Genomic DNA, 15,007 nt, shown 5'->3' on the forward strand with positions numbered 1-15,007 from the left:
GACCTTTATGTTTGCTTCGAAGTCTACTGGCGGCTTTTACGACGCCGCTATTCATAGCTTGATGCCGAGCGACGTGGTGGAAATTACCGCCGAAGCGCATGCCGTATTGTTGGCAGGAAATGCTCAAGGAAAAGTAATTGGCTGGGGTGAGGATGGCTATCCGCTGTTGGTTGATCCCCCTGAGCCGACTGCGGATTACTTCGCTGAGGTTGAGCGGTCATGGCGCGACGTCCAACTTGCGACCACGGACGGGATGGTTTCGCGTCACCGTGATGAGATTGAGGGGGCGTTAAACACCACGTTGACGCCCGAGCAATACTCCGAACTTCAGGTGTACCGCCGAGCGCTCCGCAATTGGCCGGAGGCGGGAGAATTTCCGCTGATTGAGCATCGACCGCTCCAGCCTTCCTGGTTGATTGGCGAGCTGCAATAAACGCCCCGCATCGACGGGGCGTTTTCTTATCCGCTTCACGTAACAGCAACATCTCACAGCCCCGCTCATGCGGGGCTTTGTCATTTCTGGAGACTGACTTCTATGAGTTTCTTTCACGGCGTCACGACCACCTCGGTCGATACCGGCGCACGCACTATTTCGTTGCCGTCCTCGTCGATCATCGGCTTATGCGACACCTTCAGTCCCGGGCTGCTCGGTGGCGGTACCGCCAAGGCCGGCGAACTCAAACTGATCACCACCGAGCGTGAAGCCATTGCCGCGTTCGGCGCCGATTCAGCGATCACCAAGGCCTGCCAGGCGATCTACGCCAAGGCCAAGGCGGTGATCGTCGCCATCGGCGTACCGAAGATGGACGATCCGGCGCTGCAGACATCAGCCATCATCGGCGGTGTTCTGGCGTTCGGTCAGCGTACCGGCCTGCAGGCGCTGCTTGATGGCAAAAGCCTGTTCAACGCCCAGCCGCGATTGCTGATCGCGCCCGGCCATTCTGCAACCCAAGCGGTGGCCACGGCCATGGACAGCCTGGCGCAGAAGCTGCGGGCAATCGGCATCATCGACGGGCCATGCACCACGGATGAGGCCGCTATGGCCTACGCGAAAAACTTCGGCAGTCGCAACCTGTTCATGGTCGACCCGGGCGTGCAGTACTGGGATACCGGTGAAAGCAAGACGGTGGATGCGCCTGGCTCCGCATGGACGGCGGGCCTGTTTGCCTGGACGGATGCCACCTACGGTTTTTGGGCCTCGCCGTCGAACAAGGAACTCACCGGCATCACCGGGACCACACGTGCCGTCGAATACCTGGACGGCGATGAAACCTGCCGAGCCAACCTGCTCAACAACGCGAACATCACCACGATCATTCGTGATGACGGCTATCGCTTGTGGGGCAACCGCACGCTATCGAGCGATCCGAAATGGGCGTTCGTCACCCGCGTCCGCACGCTGTTCATCATCATGGACGCGGTACAGGCCGGTCATAAATGGGCGGTCGACCGCTCGATCACCAAGACCTACGTCAAGGACGTTACCGACGGTCTGGAGGCTTTCATGCGCGACCTGAAAAATCAGGGCGCGGTGATCAACTTCGAGGTGTACGCCGACCAGGAGCTGAACACGGCCAGTCAGATCGAGCAGGGCAAGGTGTATTGGCGGATCCGCTTCACCGACGTACCGCCGGCCGAGAACCCGAATTTCCTCTTCGAAGTCACCAACGAGTGGATGACCGAAGTGCTTGAAGCCGCCTAAGGAGGCCACCTGATGATTCCTGAAGTTCTGTCCAACTGCGCCGGGTTTATCGACGGCGTGAGTTTTGCCGGCGAGATGCCGAGCCTGACCCTGCCCAAGGTCGTGCTGAAAACTGAAACCTATCGGGGCGGCGGCATGGCCGGCGAGATCGAGATCCCGACCGGTGTCGAGAAACTTGAAGCCGGGTTTACCACCAACGGTGTGCGCCGCGAGGCATTGAAATGGTTCGGTTTGTCCGACCGCACCGCCTGTACGGCGGTGTTCCGAGCCACGTTCAAAGGCCTCAAGGGCAAGGTCACTCCGGTCATCGTGACCATGCGCGGCGGTCTCAAGGAAGTCGACATGGGCGACTGGAAAGCCGGCGAAAAAGCCGAGAGCAAACACAACATGGCGTTGACCTACTACAAGCTCGAAGTCGGAGGCCGGTTGATCTACGAGATCGACATGGTCGGCATGGTGCTGGTGGTCGACGGCGTTGATCAACTGGCAGAAGAACGCTCGGCCCTGGGCCTTTAAGGACATACGCAATGACTCAAGCAATTCAAGTTACACCCGAACAGTCGCTCCCTAAGTGGATGGAACTGACCGAGGAAGGGTTTCGTATCAGCCTCAAATACCCGACCGAACTCAATGGTGTGCAGGTCGACCGCCTGACGATGCGCGCACCTTGCGTGCGGGATGTGCGGGCCGCGCAAGCGGCCTCCAACGGTGATGCCGAACAGCGGGAACTGTCACTGTTTGCCTCGCTGACCCAGACCCCCGAGGAGGATCTGGTCGCGCTCAAGATGGTCGATTACATGCGTCTGCAGGCCGGGTATTTTCGTCTGGTCACGGACGACTAAGTGCGACGGAGCCACGTTGAAGATGCTGGCCAAACGCATGGCCAAAGAGACCGGGTTCTCGTCCGTCGAGATCCTGGCCATGTCCTTCAACGAACTGGTGTGGTGGCTCTCCGATTGAGCCACTGCGCAACCCTACCGACGCATAAGGCACGCACATGGCGAAGAACCTCGCGCTCGGCTTTGTCATTGGCGGCGCCGTCGATCCGACGGTAGGCAAAGCGTTCAAGGACGTCGAAAGCAAGATCCAACATTTAGACAGCGTGGGCAGCAAGGCCCGCGTGTTGCAGAACACCATCGGCGACACCATGCGTCTACGCGATGAATGGCGCAAGGCGCACATGACCGGTGCCGCCGGCGCGGACAAACTACTGAGCAAGTACGAGAAGAACCTCGAACTGCTGAAGAAACAAGGCGTTGAGGTCGGGCGGCTGAGCAAGGCCTACGCCACGATGGGCCGCGTGGCAGCTGGAGCCGAATTGAAGGCACTCGGTCATCGACAGATCGAGGAGGGCCGGGCAGGACTGAAAGGCACCCTCGGTCAAGCGGGGGCGTTGACTGCGGCAGCTGCCATCCCGACGAAGGTCAGTGCGGACTATGGGGCGATCATCCGGGACATTGCGATCAAGGCCAACATTGCCAACACGCCGGAAGAGGCACAGCTGTCCAAGACTGTGATCGACACGTCACGCGATACAGGCATGGCGCGTAATCAGGTGGCCGAAGTGGTCAACGCCCTGGTCGGCGCCGGTATGGAGTTGGACAAGGCGCTGTCCTATGCACCGACCGCAGCCAAATTTGCGGTGGGCCAAGGATCGGAAGGCACTGAAACGGCGAAGATGATCAACGCCTTGGGTCAAAACGCCAAGATCACTGACCCCAAAGTGATGCAGCAGGCGCTGGAGGCCATCGCCTACCAGGGTCAGGCTGGCAGTTTTGAAGCGGTCGACATGGCCAAGTGGTTTCCCGAGTTGCTGGCCGGCATGGGCAAACTGGGTATCACCGGCATGGATTCGGTAACGCAACTGGGCGCGATGCTGCAGGTGCAAATGAAAACGGCCGGTGGTTCGGACGAGGCGGCGAACAACCTCAAAAACTGGATGGAGAAAATAGGCTCCGGTGAAACGGTCAAGGCCTACCAGAAGGCCGGGATCGACTATAAGGGGTCGATGCAGACCGGTTTGCAGAATGGCAAATCCACACTGGAATCCAGTTTTGCCTTGGCTCAGAAGTACATCGAAGCGACTGATCCGAAGCGGGCTGCCGAGATGGCCAAGGCCACAGCCGCGATCAGCAAAGAGGCCGATCCCGAGAAAGCCAAGGCGATGATGAAGTCTCTGGAGGAGGCTTTGCGCACCGGTGACCTGTTCGCTGATATGCAGGTCAAGGCCGCCTTGACCGCGTACATGCAGAACAAGGATCTGTATGAGCAGCTGAAAAAGGATTCCGCCGGGGCGACCGGAATCCTCGACAAGAACCTGGCCGAGCGCCGGCAAACCTCGGCGCAGAAATGGTCTGAAATGGCCCAGTCGATGGACGATGCCATGCGCAGCATCGGCGATGCGATCCGACCGGTTACCGATTCCGTCGCTGACGGCATCAACAACGTCAGTCGCAAACTGTCGGGCCTCTCCGACGAATTCCCTCGCGTGGTGGTCGGTATCGGTACGGCCGTGGCAGCGCTGGTCGCATTGGGTGGTGTGGTTCATACCTACAAGATCGGCAAGGGGCTTATGAACCTCGGGCGCGGCACCCTGATGGGCAACCCAAACATCCCGCAAAAGGTGATCGTCACCAACCTTCCCGGTGCTGGTGGCGGGCTGAGTGGCGGTGATCTCGATGCCAGTGGTGAAGGCAAGAAAGGCAAAGGGGGGAAAGGCGGCGGGAGAGGAGGTGGTGGTCGTGGCGCCAAGATTGTCGGAGGCATGAAAGGTCCAGCGCTGCTGGCGGTGGTCGATGCTGGTTTTAAAGCCTACGACACCTATGAAAATGCCGAGACCCAGGATGAAAAGGCGGAAGGCTACGGACAAGCGGCCGGCGGTTTGGCAGGTACCTTGGCCGGTGCGGCTGCCGGTGCAGCCATCGGTACGGCGGTGCCGATCATTGGCAACATCGTCGGCGGCCTGATCGGCGGTTACCTAGGTTACATGGGTGGCGATGCAGCCGGCGGCTTTCTGGGTAAGAAGCTGTTCGGCACCGATGAGTCGTTGAAGCGGGTACCGGATGCCGGCCCGCTGATGATGGTCGATGCTGGGAAAAATCTGTCGCCAGTGATGGGCGACATTGCCCGGTCCTTCGGACCCAAGCCGGCCAATGGTCCTTTGGCACCTGCTGCAGCAATGGGCGATGTGGCCAGGTCGTTGGCCGCACCTGCCAGTGCACCAGTGCCACCGGCTCTTCTGGCTGCACCGGTTCCTGCTACGAAAGCCGAGTCGCCGAAAATCGAGCAACAGGTCCAAATCTCGGCGCCGCTGCACATCACCGTCCAAGGCGATGCGAAGGATCCGGCGCAAATGGCGCGTGAGCTGCAGCCCTTCATCGCGCAGCAGATGCAGCAGGCCACGCAACAGTTGCAGAACCGCAAGCTGTACGACGAACCGCATGTGTGAGGAGGGCTAATGGCCTACATGGAACAGCTGCAGTCCGGTCTGAAGAGTCTGGCTGCAGCGGGGGAGACTGGACGACGTAGCCTCGACGGCATGATGGGGCCGGTCAACGGTGCCATCAGCGAGATCAGCGGCGCGGCCTCGGAGCTGGAAGGTATTCCAATCGTGGGGCCGGCGGTCGGGGCAAAGCTGCAGCGTGTCATGCGCAGCGTCAACGCCGCGCAGGCCAAAGTCGGCCAGGTGGTGGCCACCTACAACAAGGCCACCCGCGCCGTGTCGCAGATCGATGAGCGGATGGGCGAACTCAAGGAGCAGGCAGCACGGGCGTCCACCGCGATCAATAAGATCGCCGGCAAGGTCAGTCCAGCACTGGGAAACATTCTGCCGACCGGATCACTGGCGGGTGACGCGACACCGGTTCCGGAAGCGGTGAAGCCGTTTCCGCACCTACTGATCGTGCAGCCGCTGGATCCCAAGGCGGTCCCGTATTACTTCAACCTGGACACCGCCGCCTTCGACGAGCTGCGGCGCTCGACGGAATACCGCTGGGCATCGCAGGAGCGTCTGACTCGCCGACCGGCGCAACAAGCGGTGGGCATCGGTGAGGAAAAAATCACTCTGAAGGGCGCGATTTTCCCAGGCTTCAAGGGCGGGATCAAACAGCTGGACACCCTGCGCAGTCTCGGTGCCCAGCTCCTGCCTCTGACCCTGACCTCGGGCTATGGCGACGTGCTCGGCACTTGGTGCTTGAAGAACGTCGAAGAAGAACAGAGCGCGCTGCTGCAGGGCGGTATCCCGCGTAAGCAATCTTTTACCTTGGAGTTTGTACGCTATGGCGATGACCTGCAGAACGTCTGACGGGGATCTGCTGGACACCCTGTGCTACCACGCCTATGGGCATTTGAACGGATCGGTCGAGGCGGTGCTGGACGCCAATCAGGGCCTGGCCGACGAGCCGCAACCGTATCGCGCCGGCATCGTGATCGAGCTACCGGATCTGCCGGCACCCGATAACAGCGAGGTGATGCTGTGGGGCTGATGCCCCTCCGGTATGCCGCCCAATGACTCAATCGGCCCGCCCAGTGCGGGCTTTCTTTTGGATGGAATGATGACCCCAATCTTTCGTGTCGTGGCCGACGGCGCTGACATCACCCAGCGGATCAATGACCGCTTGCTGCAGTTGAAGACGACAGACAAACCCGGCATGGAATCTGATGAGTTCGAATTGCGCATCGACGACCGCGACGGCGCTGTGGTGCTGCCTCCACGCGGTGCCAGCATCGAGATCTTCCTCGGTTATGCAGAAACCAAACTGACCCGCATCGGCCGTTACGTCGTCGATGAGATTGAGCTATCTGGCCCGCCCGATACGCTGGTCATTACCGGTAAGGCCAGCGACATGCGCGGCAGTGGCAAGACTACCCGTAGCGGCAGTTGGGAAAATGTGCCGCTGTCCAGGATCGTTGCTGATGTTGCCGCCCGCAACGGCTGGCAGGCGGTCTGCCCGGTGCAGACCAAGGTGCCGCGTGCCGATCAACTCAACGAGTCGGATTTCAATTTCATCACGCGTCTGGCCAAGCAGTACGACTGCACGGCCAAGGTCGCCGACGGCAAGCTGCTGGTCATGCCGCGGCAGGCCGGGCAGAGCGCCTCGGGTAAGAGCTTCGGTGTAGTACCGATCCAACGGCGCGACGTGAGCCGCTTTCAGTTTCGTCTCGGTGATCGCAACACGCACAAGGCGGTGTCGACGAAGCACCAGGACAAGAAAACCGGAAAGCTCGCGGTGGTCACTTTGGACAACGACGAATCGCCGGACGGTTTGCCGCCGGTGCATACCGACCGCCACATCTACCCGAACAAGTCAGCCGCAGCAGCGGCAGCCCAGGCACGTCTCACTGCATTTAACCGCTCCACTGCCGGCGTCCGGCTGGAAATGCCTGGGCGTACCGATCTGTTTGCCGAACGATCGATCAACGCTCAAGGTTTCAAGGTCGGCCTCGATGGCAAGTACCTGGTCGACTCTGTGGAGCAGGTGTTTACCCAGTCCGGATGGAGCACAACGGTCGAGTGCAACGGCGGTAAGAAGGGCAAGGCGAAAGCCAAAGGCAAGAAGAAAAAAGCGCCGAAGGATCTGAAGGTCGTTCAGCTCAACTAATAGCGTCGAATCCCCACACATCAAGGAGCCATCGATGTCACTGACAGAACAGCAACTGCAATCCATCATGCCCAACGCCCGCCGCCAAGCGGGCGTTTTTGTATCTGCACTCAATGCTGCCATGGCCCGCCGGCAGATCAACACGCCGAAACGCCAAGCTGCGTTTCTGGCCCAAATCGGACACGAGTCTGGTCAACTGCAGTACGTTCGGGAGCTGGGCGGCGATCAATACCTGAGCAAATACGACACCGGTGCCCTGGCCGCAAAACTGGGCAACACCCCGGCAGCGGACGGCGATGGCCAGCGTTATCGCGGTCGCGGGCTGATTCAGGTGACCGGCCACGACAACTACCTGCGCTGTAGCCTGGCACTGTTCGGCGACGAGCGATTGCTGAGTACCCCAGAGCTGCTGGAGTTGCCGCAGTGGGCTGCCGAATCGGCGGCATGGTTCTGGTCGGTGAATGGGTTGAACATGCTCGCGGATCAGAACGAATTCAATGCGATCACCCGCAAGATTAACGGTGGTCTCAATGGCCTGCAGGATCGGCTGGAGCTGTGGGGACGGGCGAGGGAGGTCTTATGCGTCTCGGCGACCTGATACCTGCGCCTTATCGGCTGCTGAGCAAGGTGGTGCTGCTGATCGCCATGGGCGGCACATCCGCCGCCATTACCTGGCAGGTGCAGGACTGGCGCTACGGTAGTCGCCTCAGCGAGCAGTCCCGGCAGCACACCGAAGTCCTCAAACAGCAGGCCCAGGCCACGGCCGCGCAACAGCGTGCCGAGCAGGACAAGCGCCTCGCGCTTGAGCAGCGTCTGGCAACCAGCGAACAAACCCATTATCGAGCCTTAAGCGATGCCCAACGTGATCAAGGTCGCCTGCGCGACCGTCTTGCCACTGCTGATCTGCGCCTGTCAGTCCTACTCGATGCTACCACCGGCGCCGACAACGGATCGGTGTCAGCCACCACCGCCACCGGCAGCTTGGTTCATGGCCCCACAAGAGCCAAACTTAACCCAGCGCATGCTCAACGAATTATCGACATCACCGACGACGGCGACCGAGGATTAATAGCGCTTGGAGCGTGTCAGGCTTACGTGTCAGAAATCAATATACAGCGCGAACAATGATTACTTAAGTCTAGGGTCGAACCTAAGCGGATTATTACTAACGGCCCTGTTCGTATGTTCGATAAGCGTGTCTTTTCCGAGGGCAAGTGCGCAGTTAGCTACGGTAAGTGAAAATATCATAACCAACAAAGACGTAATTTGTTGGGTCGAGATTGTGATGATGTTTGAGCTCAATCCTATTATTAATATTCCGAATACTGCTCCCAGGCCCGTACGCGTGATGGTTAGGAAGCCGGTTCCAATCTCTGCAATAATTTTGTGGATGAACTCAAATATCCACAGACTCTTGTCTGATCTGAATCGAATCCCATATTTAATAAGAAATACTAAGCCATAAGGGGCAATCAAGTAAGCGGAGTAATCAATAAGTGGACCTATGGCCAGTAGTCCTTGAACGATGTCGTCAACATCTTTTTGAGTGTGGCTGAAAAGCCAAAGCGGCACAGCACCTAACAAAAAGGCTATAGCCCATTCACTTGGTAGGTTTCTTAAAAGCGCGATCGTATCTTTTTTGAAATTACTACTTTTTTTTTCCATTGACTTTCCTTGAGGACACACAATGAGTTGATCTTCAAAAAAGAGCGGTCGATCTGGATGCGCCAACATTCGGACCGACCGCCGTCCCTGCAGATTGTCCCTGCAAGTCCAGCCAAGGCTCTTGCTCCGTGCACAAAGCGCGGCGAGCCTAGCACCTGTTTATCCATACAGTAAAGGTCTTGCTTTCTATGTCCACACCCATCATCCCTTGGATGGGCGGCAAACGCCGCCTGGCCGACCGCCTCCTTCCGCTTTTTCCGCCACACGAATGCTACGTCGAAGTCTTTGCCGGCGGTGCCGCGCTGTACTTCATGAGGCCTCAGCCTTCGCCCGTCGAAGTCCTCAACGACATCAACGGCGACCTGGTCACGCTTTACCGCGTCGTGCAGAACCACCTCGAAGAGTTCGTGCGCCAGTTCAAATGGGCGCTCAGCTCGCGGCAGGTGTTCGAATGGCAGAAAATGACCCGCCCTGAAACCCTCACCGACATCCAGCGCGCCGCCCGATTCTTTTACCTGCAGCACCATGCTTTCGCCGGCAAGGTCTCGGGTCAGACATTTGGCACGGCGACCACCGCACCGGCCATCAACTTGCTGCGCATCGAGGAAAACCTCTCGGCTGCGTGGCAACGCCTGTCCGGCACCTACGTCGAAAATCTCCCTTGGCTTGAATGCGCGGAACGTTACGACCGTACCCACACCTTCCACTACATGGATCCGCCTTACTGGCAGACCGCGGGCTACGGCGTGGACTTTCCGTTCGAGAACTACGAGCGGATGGCCGACTTCATGCGCCGCTGCAAAGGCAAAGTGATGGTCAGCATCAACGATCATCCTGACATCCGCCGCGTGTTCGAAGGTTTCCACTTTGAGACTCTGGACATCCGCTACACCACTGCCAATCAGCGGCAGGGGAAGGCCGAAGTCAGTGGCGAACTGGTGATCATGAACTGGGAGCCGGAAGCATTGGGCGGGTTGTTCTGACAGATGCCAGTTAGCATTTTCTCTACTTCCCATCATGAGAACACCCCCCCCGTCTATCAGATATTTCCTACAGAAATTGACCGAATGCCGTTCTGAACGTTAACTGTATATTCGTACAGTATCGGAAGTCGTGCGTCATGAGCTTTTCAATCCTAGGCCCTATTGCCGTGGCCGGTCGGAAATTACCTCTTTGCCTTTTTCGAGTGCCGGCAGGTTTCCCTTCGCCGGCAGCGGATCACATCGAAACCCACATCTCGCTCGACGAAGTGCTCAACATTCGTGCCCCGCATGTTTACCTGGTGAAAATTGCCGGAGAGAGCATGCAGGGGGCGGGAATCTTTGACGGCGATTTGGCGGTAGTGGATCGTTCTCTGGAGCCGGCGCACGGGCATATTGTTGTTGCGCTGCTCAACAACGACCCGCTTTGCAAGCGGCTATGCGTCCGTGGGAAAGAGGTCATCCTGCTGTCTGAGAATCCCAAGTACCCGCCGCGTTACGTGCTGGAAGGCGATGAGCTGGCGATCTGGGGCGTGATCATTGGTAGCGTGCGCAGTCATGTCTAAGCAGGTGCCGGTGTTCGGCCTGATCGATTGCAACAGCTTCTACGCCAGCTGCGAGCGAGTATTTCGTCCTGACCTAGCCAAGGTCCCCATCGTTGTCTTATCGAATAACGACGGCTGCGTCATCGCCCGCAGCTACGACGCCAAGCCATACGTGAAAATGGGCGAGCCGTACTTCCAGATCAAGCACAAGCTAAAGCAGCACGGCATCGTCCCGTTCTCCTCGAATTACGCGCTATACGGTGACATGAGCGAGCGAGTCATGACGCTGATCGAGTCCCTGGTGCCCGCCGTCGAGGTCTACAGCATCGACGAAGCGTTCGTTGACCTGACCGGAATCAGCGATTTGGATGGCCTCGGTCGCCAGATTCGGAGTCAGGTGCTGAGGTGTGCTGGCATTCCAGTCGGCGTTGGTATCGCTCAGACCAAGACACTGGCCAAGCTTGCCAACCATACGGCCAAGCGTCTGCAGGCTCAGACTGGTGGGGTGGTCAACATTTGCGACCCTACTAAGCGTGACTGGGTGCTGCGTAACACTGACGTTTCAGAGGTGTGGGGTGTAGGGCGTCGCATGAAAGCGCATTTGGATACCATGGGGATAAAAAGTGCGATGGATCTGGCCAAAGCCGACCTTTGGACACTGCGTAAAAACTTCAGTGTGGTGATCGAAAAAACGGCGCGCGAACTGGCCGGCACTCCTTGTCTGGAGCTAGATGAGCCCGATCCACCGAAACAGGAAATCTGCTGCAGTCGAATGTTCGGCACCCGCCTGACGGAACTGGCACCAATAAAGGAGGCGGTGGCCACGTACATGATGCGCGCTTCAGAGAAGCTCAGAGCGCAAAACTCGCTGTGCAAGAAAGTGCGCGTGAGCATTCGCACCGGCATGTTTAATCCGGAGGAGGCGAAGTACGTCAATGGTGTGGTGATCGATATGCCTTACCCCACGGATGACGTCCGGCTACTGACCAAGGCTGCAGTCGATGCGCTGGATCGGGTGTATCGCCCTGGTTTCAAGTACAGCAAGGCGGAGGTATTGCTGATGAATTTGTGTCAGCCAGGTGAATACACGGACGATCTATTTGCGGCTTCTCAACCGACAGAATCTACCAAGGTCATGGCTGTACTGGATCAGATCAACGAACGGTGGGGAAGGGGGACGCTGCGAGCGGCGAGCGTCCCTAGCAAGCCAGAGTGGGCCATGCGGCGTGAAATGATGAGCCAAAGCTACACGACTCGCTTGGATCAATTGTGGACGGTCAACTGTAGGTAGTAAGACCTCCGCTATCGGCCAGAAGCCGCCGGTCGGTTCAGGCGGCTTTCGACCCGCCTCCATCATCCAGTACTGCAGATTCGCAAGATCCTGACGGTTGGGAGCGTCTATGAAAAATCAGGGGCGATTCATACCTCCGGTCGCGGCCTTAAGAATTCGATTTAACTGTTCTTGTGAATTCTCTCCAAACCGAGCAACCACCTCTTCGTAATCTGAAATAAGCTCTAGCAATACTTGAAGTAGGTTTTTCATTCTAGTTTCAAAGATCAAAGCCTCTATTTGCGTGAAGAGTAATTGCTCTTCGTCATCCCATAACCAATCGATGTGCACGACACGCCTATCAACCCAGCCCTTAATGACGTCCCTCATGGACTTCCCTTGAAGCACCTTTTCGTCGAAAATAGCGTCAACAGCTTCTGCCCGTTCTTCCATGCGCCTGGCTCGGTAAACCGTCTGCAACGTCGCATTTCGCTTTTGGCGAGTCGATTCAAGAAAAAGAGCACGTGTATCAATTAAAATTGAGGTTAAAAGAAGATTCGCTAAAAATGGATCGACTTCCTCGATGGCTAATAAACGTAAGATTTTATCTTTAAGCTCTGAAAATCTAGCGCTAAATACGCGTTCAATACGAGCCTCGATAATGCCTATTCCACCTAGGTCAAAATAACGCCTAACATCCTCTGCCGTCCTCAAATCAGGCATAAACGGACTATCCTTATTCCACCCCAATTCCTTCATGACTTCTCCAGGAAAATTAATTCCCTAGATTAAGTGCACATGCTACTTTGCGGTGTCAAGCGTCAACTTTTTTCGAATTTTACTGATCGACGTATGCGTAGGAGCTGGCCCGAAGCAGATTCTCCTAGACGACCACTTTCCATCTATCATAGCTGTTGGTGGAGAGAGGCCAGAAGCGGAGACCTCGAACCATCAGATGGGGTCATCGTGAATTGCTCAACTTAGTCTAGAGGCGCGACAGGTACATATATTTAGGGGGGGCATACCTATTGGTAAGTCGAAGAAATGTGGGGTGAAGGGTAGCTTTGCTTTTAGATTGGTGGCAAGCAAAAATATATGTCATAATAGTATTATTGCTGAAGATATTGACAGATTAAAGATTCGCGCAATTTTAAGGCGAAAATCAATCTAGCAAGCCACTCACACGGATGTTTAAAATGAGCAAGTCACAGTTAGCTGAAAGCTTCGGATTTATGGCTGCGCCAAGAAGTGATGAAGAAATGGAGTGGCAAGCCCGCTTCATTAATGAAGTGGAGTCAGAGACGACGAGAGGCGCTGTACTCAACATGACTTCATTCATAGATGAATTACTAATAAAGTTACTTCGAAGCTACTTCCCAAACTCCCAGCATGCAGATTCATTGCTAAAGAACCTCGACAGCTGCATCAGCTCTATAATGGGCAGAGCAAACATCGCATACGCTTTGGCGCTCTTGAAGAAGAAGGAGTTCGAGGCGATTAAGATAATTGCAAGAATTAGAAATGAATTTGCTCACAAATGGGATGGCTCGGGCTTCGATGCTGGTGAAGTGCCAAAACTAATAGAAAAGCTACCGAGGGATTACTTTGAGTATGTTGATGGGAGCAATAAATCAAAATTTAATTTTGTGTGCTCTCAAATAATACAAGAGTTGCTAGAACGTCATCATTATGCATCTGAGCTAAGTTTTGGGTTGCCAAAGGAGTACATGAGTATATTTGACGTCACTTTAGAGGAGCGTCAAAAAATAATGCAAAACGAAAGGACCTTGGTATCAATACTCCTCACTAGAAACAACAAACGATAAGTTATCCTGGCTATAAAAATTGCTATTGGCGCACTGCATCCTGTCCCTAAGCGAGACATGGGACAGGTAGCGGGCGCTTTAAGTAGCTAGTCAAGCTCTGGCAAGCTCGGTGATGGTCGAATGCTGCCTGTAACTCCGGGCCGCTTCTGGTCAAGAAAAGAAACCAATCTCAGAGGCCGCAGTAGGCCGCAAAGAACCAGAAGGCCGAGCTTGACAGCCCGTATTTTATGGCCTGAAGCGGTCTGTAGTGATCTTGGAAGGGGGGCGAATCTCTATCCCGCATAATTGAGTCGCTGCAACGGGTGGTTAGCTAGCCACTTCATCCACTCCCCAAAGGCCCATGCTCGCGCGCGTCAGTTGCTCATCGAATGATTCCCATGCGAAACCGGCATTGCGGATTATCATCCCGATGATCTCAACGAGCCGTTGCATCTGCGCTAGGGTTGCTTTCACGTCTCCCCATTTAATGCCCAGTGTGCCGATATCCACTAGCTGGTATTTGTCTACGACCAAGTGCACTTCGGTATGCGCAGTTACCTTGTCACGAATGGTTCTAAAGGACTTAATCGTTGAACTGTCGGATAAAGCTGACCACAGGCCAGTGGCCTCGGAATACAAATCGTCGAATTGGGTTCTGCGTTGAGCCTCCTCTTGCAACTCTAGGCGTCTGAGGGCCTCAAGTATCTCAGGCTCGGTTTCATCCTCTTCCTGAGGGATTTCCCAAGCAGCAAACTGCTCACGTAGCGTGAGTCGAAGCGCGTCGTCTGCTAATGCTCGAATAATATTTTTTAAACTAGGAGTTCGAGTGTCGTCATCGAGCGTCAGTTTTGCGATGTCCTGCGCGCAAGAGAGGAATAGTGAGTCCTTTAGAATGCTGAATCCCACAGCTCGTTTTCCGGAGCCAAGGGTGGTCACCACAGTTTTATCGAAAAGCAACGGTTCGAGGATCGAATACCTTTGACGCAGTTTAATAAAAGCGTCGAGCAAGTGGGATGCGTGAGCCTCTAGTTTCTCTAACTGGGTTGGCATGACAGGTGAACCTTGGACGTTTTTGTAGACACCAGATGCTGTTTTAGCCCGAAAGCCGCCGAGTAGTGCTCGTTCGGAACTGCAATATTCTAGGCTAGCTCCCACTCTTTCCCTTCAGCTTGGCAAGTCCTTGCTTGACGTATCCAGCGTTTTCGCCAATCGCCCACAAGGCACCGCGGACGTTTTCTCCGACTTCGGTGAAACCTTGCTGTTCAATATGAAGCGTAAGCTCCATCAGGGCTGCTTCCAGGCCGAGCTGATTCTGGTAGATCCTTTCCAGCACATCCGATAACGAATATTCGTCAGCCACAGCATCGACCCCTTTCGCAAAAGGAAAAGCATAGTCCCGGTAGTGCCCTTTGTGGGCGGTAGTCGCTGAATGCTTAGAAA

18 protein-coding genes are annotated in these 15,007 nt (G+C 56.1%); 14 read left to right on the forward strand and 4 right to left on the reverse strand.

Translation table 11 applies throughout. The features are described from left to right. Positions 1 to 7 precede the first annotated feature (7 nt). The 10 genes from AC27VU_RS05755 to AC27VU_RS05800 all read left to right on the forward strand — a co-directional run bounded on the left by AC27VU_RS05755 (position 8) and on the right by AC27VU_RS05800 (position 8,430). Positions 8 to 433 carry a phage tail protein gene (locus tag AC27VU_RS05755; RefSeq protein ID WP_488723630.1) on the forward strand — a complete coding sequence of 142 codons (426 nt, stop codon included), beginning with the start codon at positions 8 to 10 and terminating at the stop codon, positions 431 to 433. A gap of 102 nt (positions 434 to 535) precedes the next feature. After that, positions 536 to 1,702: a phage tail sheath subtilisin-like domain-containing protein gene (locus AC27VU_RS05760; RefSeq protein ID WP_488723631.1), complete on the forward strand. Its 1,167-nt coding sequence runs from the start codon at positions 536 to 538 to the stop codon at positions 1,700 to 1,702. A 12-nt stretch (positions 1,703 to 1,714) separates the two neighbouring features. Next, positions 1,715 to 2,218 (forward strand): phage major tail tube protein, encoded by a 504-nt coding sequence (locus AC27VU_RS05765; RefSeq protein WP_103368783.1) that lies wholly within the window; start codon positions 1,715 to 1,717, stop codon positions 2,216 to 2,218. Positions 2,219 to 2,229: 11 nt separating this feature from the next. Then, positions 2,230 to 2,544, forward strand: coding sequence for a phage tail assembly protein (locus AC27VU_RS05770; RefSeq protein WP_488723632.1), 315 nt, complete (start codon positions 2,230 to 2,232; stop codon positions 2,542 to 2,544). 155 nt (positions 2,545 to 2,699) lie between these two features. Continuing rightward, positions 2,700 to 5,150 carry a phage tail tape measure protein gene (locus AC27VU_RS05775; protein WP_488723633.1) on the forward strand — a complete coding sequence of 817 codons (2,451 nt, stop codon included), beginning with the start codon at positions 2,700 to 2,702 and terminating at the stop codon, positions 5,148 to 5,150. Positions 5,151 to 5,159: 9 nt separating this feature from the next. Further along, the gene (locus AC27VU_RS05780; protein ID WP_488723634.1) at positions 5,160 to 6,005 is read left to right on the forward strand and encodes a phage tail protein; all 846 of its coding nucleotides are present in this window, start codon (positions 5,160 to 5,162) and stop codon (positions 6,003 to 6,005) included. Further along, complete coding sequence (locus tag AC27VU_RS05785; RefSeq protein WP_488723635.1) at positions 5,980 to 6,186, forward strand: tail protein X; 207 nt, start codon at positions 5,980 to 5,982, stop codon at positions 6,184 to 6,186. Before AC27VU_RS05780 ends, AC27VU_RS05785 begins: the two co-directional genes overlap by 26 nt. A gap of 69 nt (positions 6,187 to 6,255) precedes the next feature. Next, positions 6,256 to 7,302 carry a phage late control D family protein gene (locus AC27VU_RS05790; protein WP_488723636.1) on the forward strand — a complete coding sequence of 349 codons (1,047 nt, stop codon included), beginning with the start codon at positions 6,256 to 6,258 and terminating at the stop codon, positions 7,300 to 7,302. Positions 7,303 to 7,336: 34 nt separating this feature from the next. Further along, complete coding sequence (locus AC27VU_RS05795; RefSeq protein WP_488723637.1) at positions 7,337 to 7,900, forward strand: glycoside hydrolase family 19 protein; 564 nt, start codon at positions 7,337 to 7,339, stop codon at positions 7,898 to 7,900. Then, the gene (locus AC27VU_RS05800; RefSeq protein WP_488723638.1) at positions 7,882 to 8,430 is read left to right on the forward strand and encodes a lysis system spanin subunit; all 549 of its coding nucleotides are present in this window, start codon (positions 7,882 to 7,884) and stop codon (positions 8,428 to 8,430) included. Before AC27VU_RS05795 ends, AC27VU_RS05800 begins: the two co-directional genes overlap by 19 nt. On the opposite strand, the gene AC27VU_RS05805 is transcribed toward AC27VU_RS05800, so the two are convergent. Next, positions 8,431 to 8,967, reverse strand: coding sequence for a hypothetical protein (locus AC27VU_RS05805; protein WP_488723639.1), 537 nt, complete (start codon positions 8,965 to 8,967; stop codon positions 8,431 to 8,433). Positions 8,968 to 9,155: 188 nt separating this feature from the next. On the opposite strand from AC27VU_RS05805, the gene AC27VU_RS05810 reads away from it, so the two are divergent. The 3 genes from AC27VU_RS05810 (at position 9,156) to umuC (ending at position 11,783) form a co-directional block, all read left to right on the forward strand. Continuing rightward, entirely contained in the window at positions 9,156 to 9,950 is a 795-nt protein-coding gene (locus tag AC27VU_RS05810; protein ID WP_488723640.1) for a DNA adenine methylase, read from the forward strand. Positions 9,951 to 10,087: 137 nt separating this feature from the next. After that, positions 10,088 to 10,513 carry a LexA family protein gene (locus tag AC27VU_RS05815; RefSeq protein ID WP_488723641.1) on the forward strand — a complete coding sequence of 142 codons (426 nt, stop codon included), beginning with the start codon at positions 10,088 to 10,090 and terminating at the stop codon, positions 10,511 to 10,513. Continuing rightward, positions 10,506 to 11,783: a translesion error-prone DNA polymerase V subunit UmuC gene (gene umuC / locus AC27VU_RS05820; RefSeq protein WP_488723642.1), complete on the forward strand. Its 1,278-nt coding sequence runs from the start codon at positions 10,506 to 10,508 to the stop codon at positions 11,781 to 11,783. Before AC27VU_RS05815 ends, umuC begins: the two co-directional genes overlap by 8 nt. A 117-nt stretch (positions 11,784 to 11,900) precedes the next feature. On the opposite strand, the gene AC27VU_RS05825 is transcribed toward umuC, so the two are convergent. After that, on the reverse strand, positions 11,901 to 12,521 hold the full coding sequence (locus AC27VU_RS05825; protein WP_488723643.1) for a hypothetical protein: 621 nt from the start codon (positions 12,519 to 12,521) through the stop codon (positions 11,901 to 11,903). 437 nt (positions 12,522 to 12,958) lie between these two features. Here AC27VU_RS05825 and AC27VU_RS05830 point away from each other — a divergent pair, with 437 nt between their 5' ends. Continuing rightward, positions 12,959 to 13,588 carry a hypothetical protein gene (locus AC27VU_RS05830; RefSeq protein ID WP_488723644.1) on the forward strand — a complete coding sequence of 210 codons (630 nt, stop codon included), beginning with the start codon at positions 12,959 to 12,961 and terminating at the stop codon, positions 13,586 to 13,588. A gap of 306 nt (positions 13,589 to 13,894) precedes the next feature. On the opposite strand, the gene AC27VU_RS05835 is transcribed toward AC27VU_RS05830, so the two are convergent. Continuing rightward, positions 13,895 to 14,617: an AbiU2 domain-containing protein gene (locus tag AC27VU_RS05835; RefSeq protein WP_488723645.1), complete on the reverse strand. Its 723-nt coding sequence runs from the start codon at positions 14,615 to 14,617 to the stop codon at positions 13,895 to 13,897. 94 nt (positions 14,618 to 14,711) lie between these two features. Beyond that, the gene (locus AC27VU_RS05840; protein ID WP_488723646.1) at positions 14,712 to 14,927 is read right to left on the reverse strand and encodes a hypothetical protein; all 216 of its coding nucleotides are present in this window, start codon (positions 14,925 to 14,927) and stop codon (positions 14,712 to 14,714) included. Positions 14,928 to 15,007 lie beyond the last annotated feature (80 nt).

The sequence above is a fragment of the Pseudomonas sp. 14P5.3.2 genome (assembly GCF_057799175.1).

Coding starts and splice junctions, on each gene's coding strand:
- AC27VU_RS05755 (WP_488723630.1), top strand. CDS start 8: ATGTTTGCTTCGAAGTCTACTGGCGGCTTTTACGACGCCGCTATTCAT.
- AC27VU_RS05770 (WP_488723632.1), top strand. CDS start 2,230: ATGACTCAAGCAATTCAAGTTACACCCGAACAGTCGCTCCCTAAGTGG.
- AC27VU_RS05785 (WP_488723635.1), top strand. CDS start 5,980: ATGGCGATGACCTGCAGAACGTCTGACGGGGATCTGCTGGACACCCTG.
- AC27VU_RS05780 (WP_488723634.1), top strand. CDS start 5,160: ATGGCCTACATGGAACAGCTGCAGTCCGGTCTGAAGAGTCTGGCTGCA.
- AC27VU_RS05805 (WP_488723639.1), bottom strand. CDS start 8,967: ATGGAAAAAAAAAGTAGTAATTTCAAAAAAGATACGATCGCGCTTTTA.
- AC27VU_RS05790 (WP_488723636.1), top strand. CDS start 6,256: ATGACCCCAATCTTTCGTGTCGTGGCCGACGGCGCTGACATCACCCAG.
- AC27VU_RS05765 (WP_103368783.1), top strand. CDS start 1,715: ATGATTCCTGAAGTTCTGTCCAACTGCGCCGGGTTTATCGACGGCGTG.
- AC27VU_RS05800 (WP_488723638.1), top strand. CDS start 7,882: ATGCGTCTCGGCGACCTGATACCTGCGCCTTATCGGCTGCTGAGCAAG.
- AC27VU_RS05795 (WP_488723637.1), top strand. CDS start 7,337: ATGTCACTGACAGAACAGCAACTGCAATCCATCATGCCCAACGCCCGC.
- umuC (WP_488723642.1), top strand. CDS start 10,506: ATGTCTAAGCAGGTGCCGGTGTTCGGCCTGATCGATTGCAACAGCTTC.
- AC27VU_RS05830 (WP_488723644.1), top strand. CDS start 12,959: ATGAGCAAGTCACAGTTAGCTGAAAGCTTCGGATTTATGGCTGCGCCA.
- AC27VU_RS05810 (WP_488723640.1), top strand. CDS start 9,156: ATGTCCACACCCATCATCCCTTGGATGGGCGGCAAACGCCGCCTGGCC.
- AC27VU_RS05760 (WP_488723631.1), top strand. CDS start 536: ATGAGTTTCTTTCACGGCGTCACGACCACCTCGGTCGATACCGGCGCA.
- AC27VU_RS05825 (WP_488723643.1), bottom strand. CDS start 12,521: ATGAAGGAATTGGGGTGGAATAAGGATAGTCCGTTTATGCCTGATTTG.
- AC27VU_RS05835 (WP_488723645.1), bottom strand. CDS start 14,617: ATGCCAACCCAGTTAGAGAAACTAGAGGCTCACGCATCCCACTTGCTC.
- AC27VU_RS05815 (WP_488723641.1), top strand. CDS start 10,088: ATGAGCTTTTCAATCCTAGGCCCTATTGCCGTGGCCGGTCGGAAATTA.
- AC27VU_RS05775 (WP_488723633.1), top strand. CDS start 2,700: ATGGCGAAGAACCTCGCGCTCGGCTTTGTCATTGGCGGCGCCGTCGAT.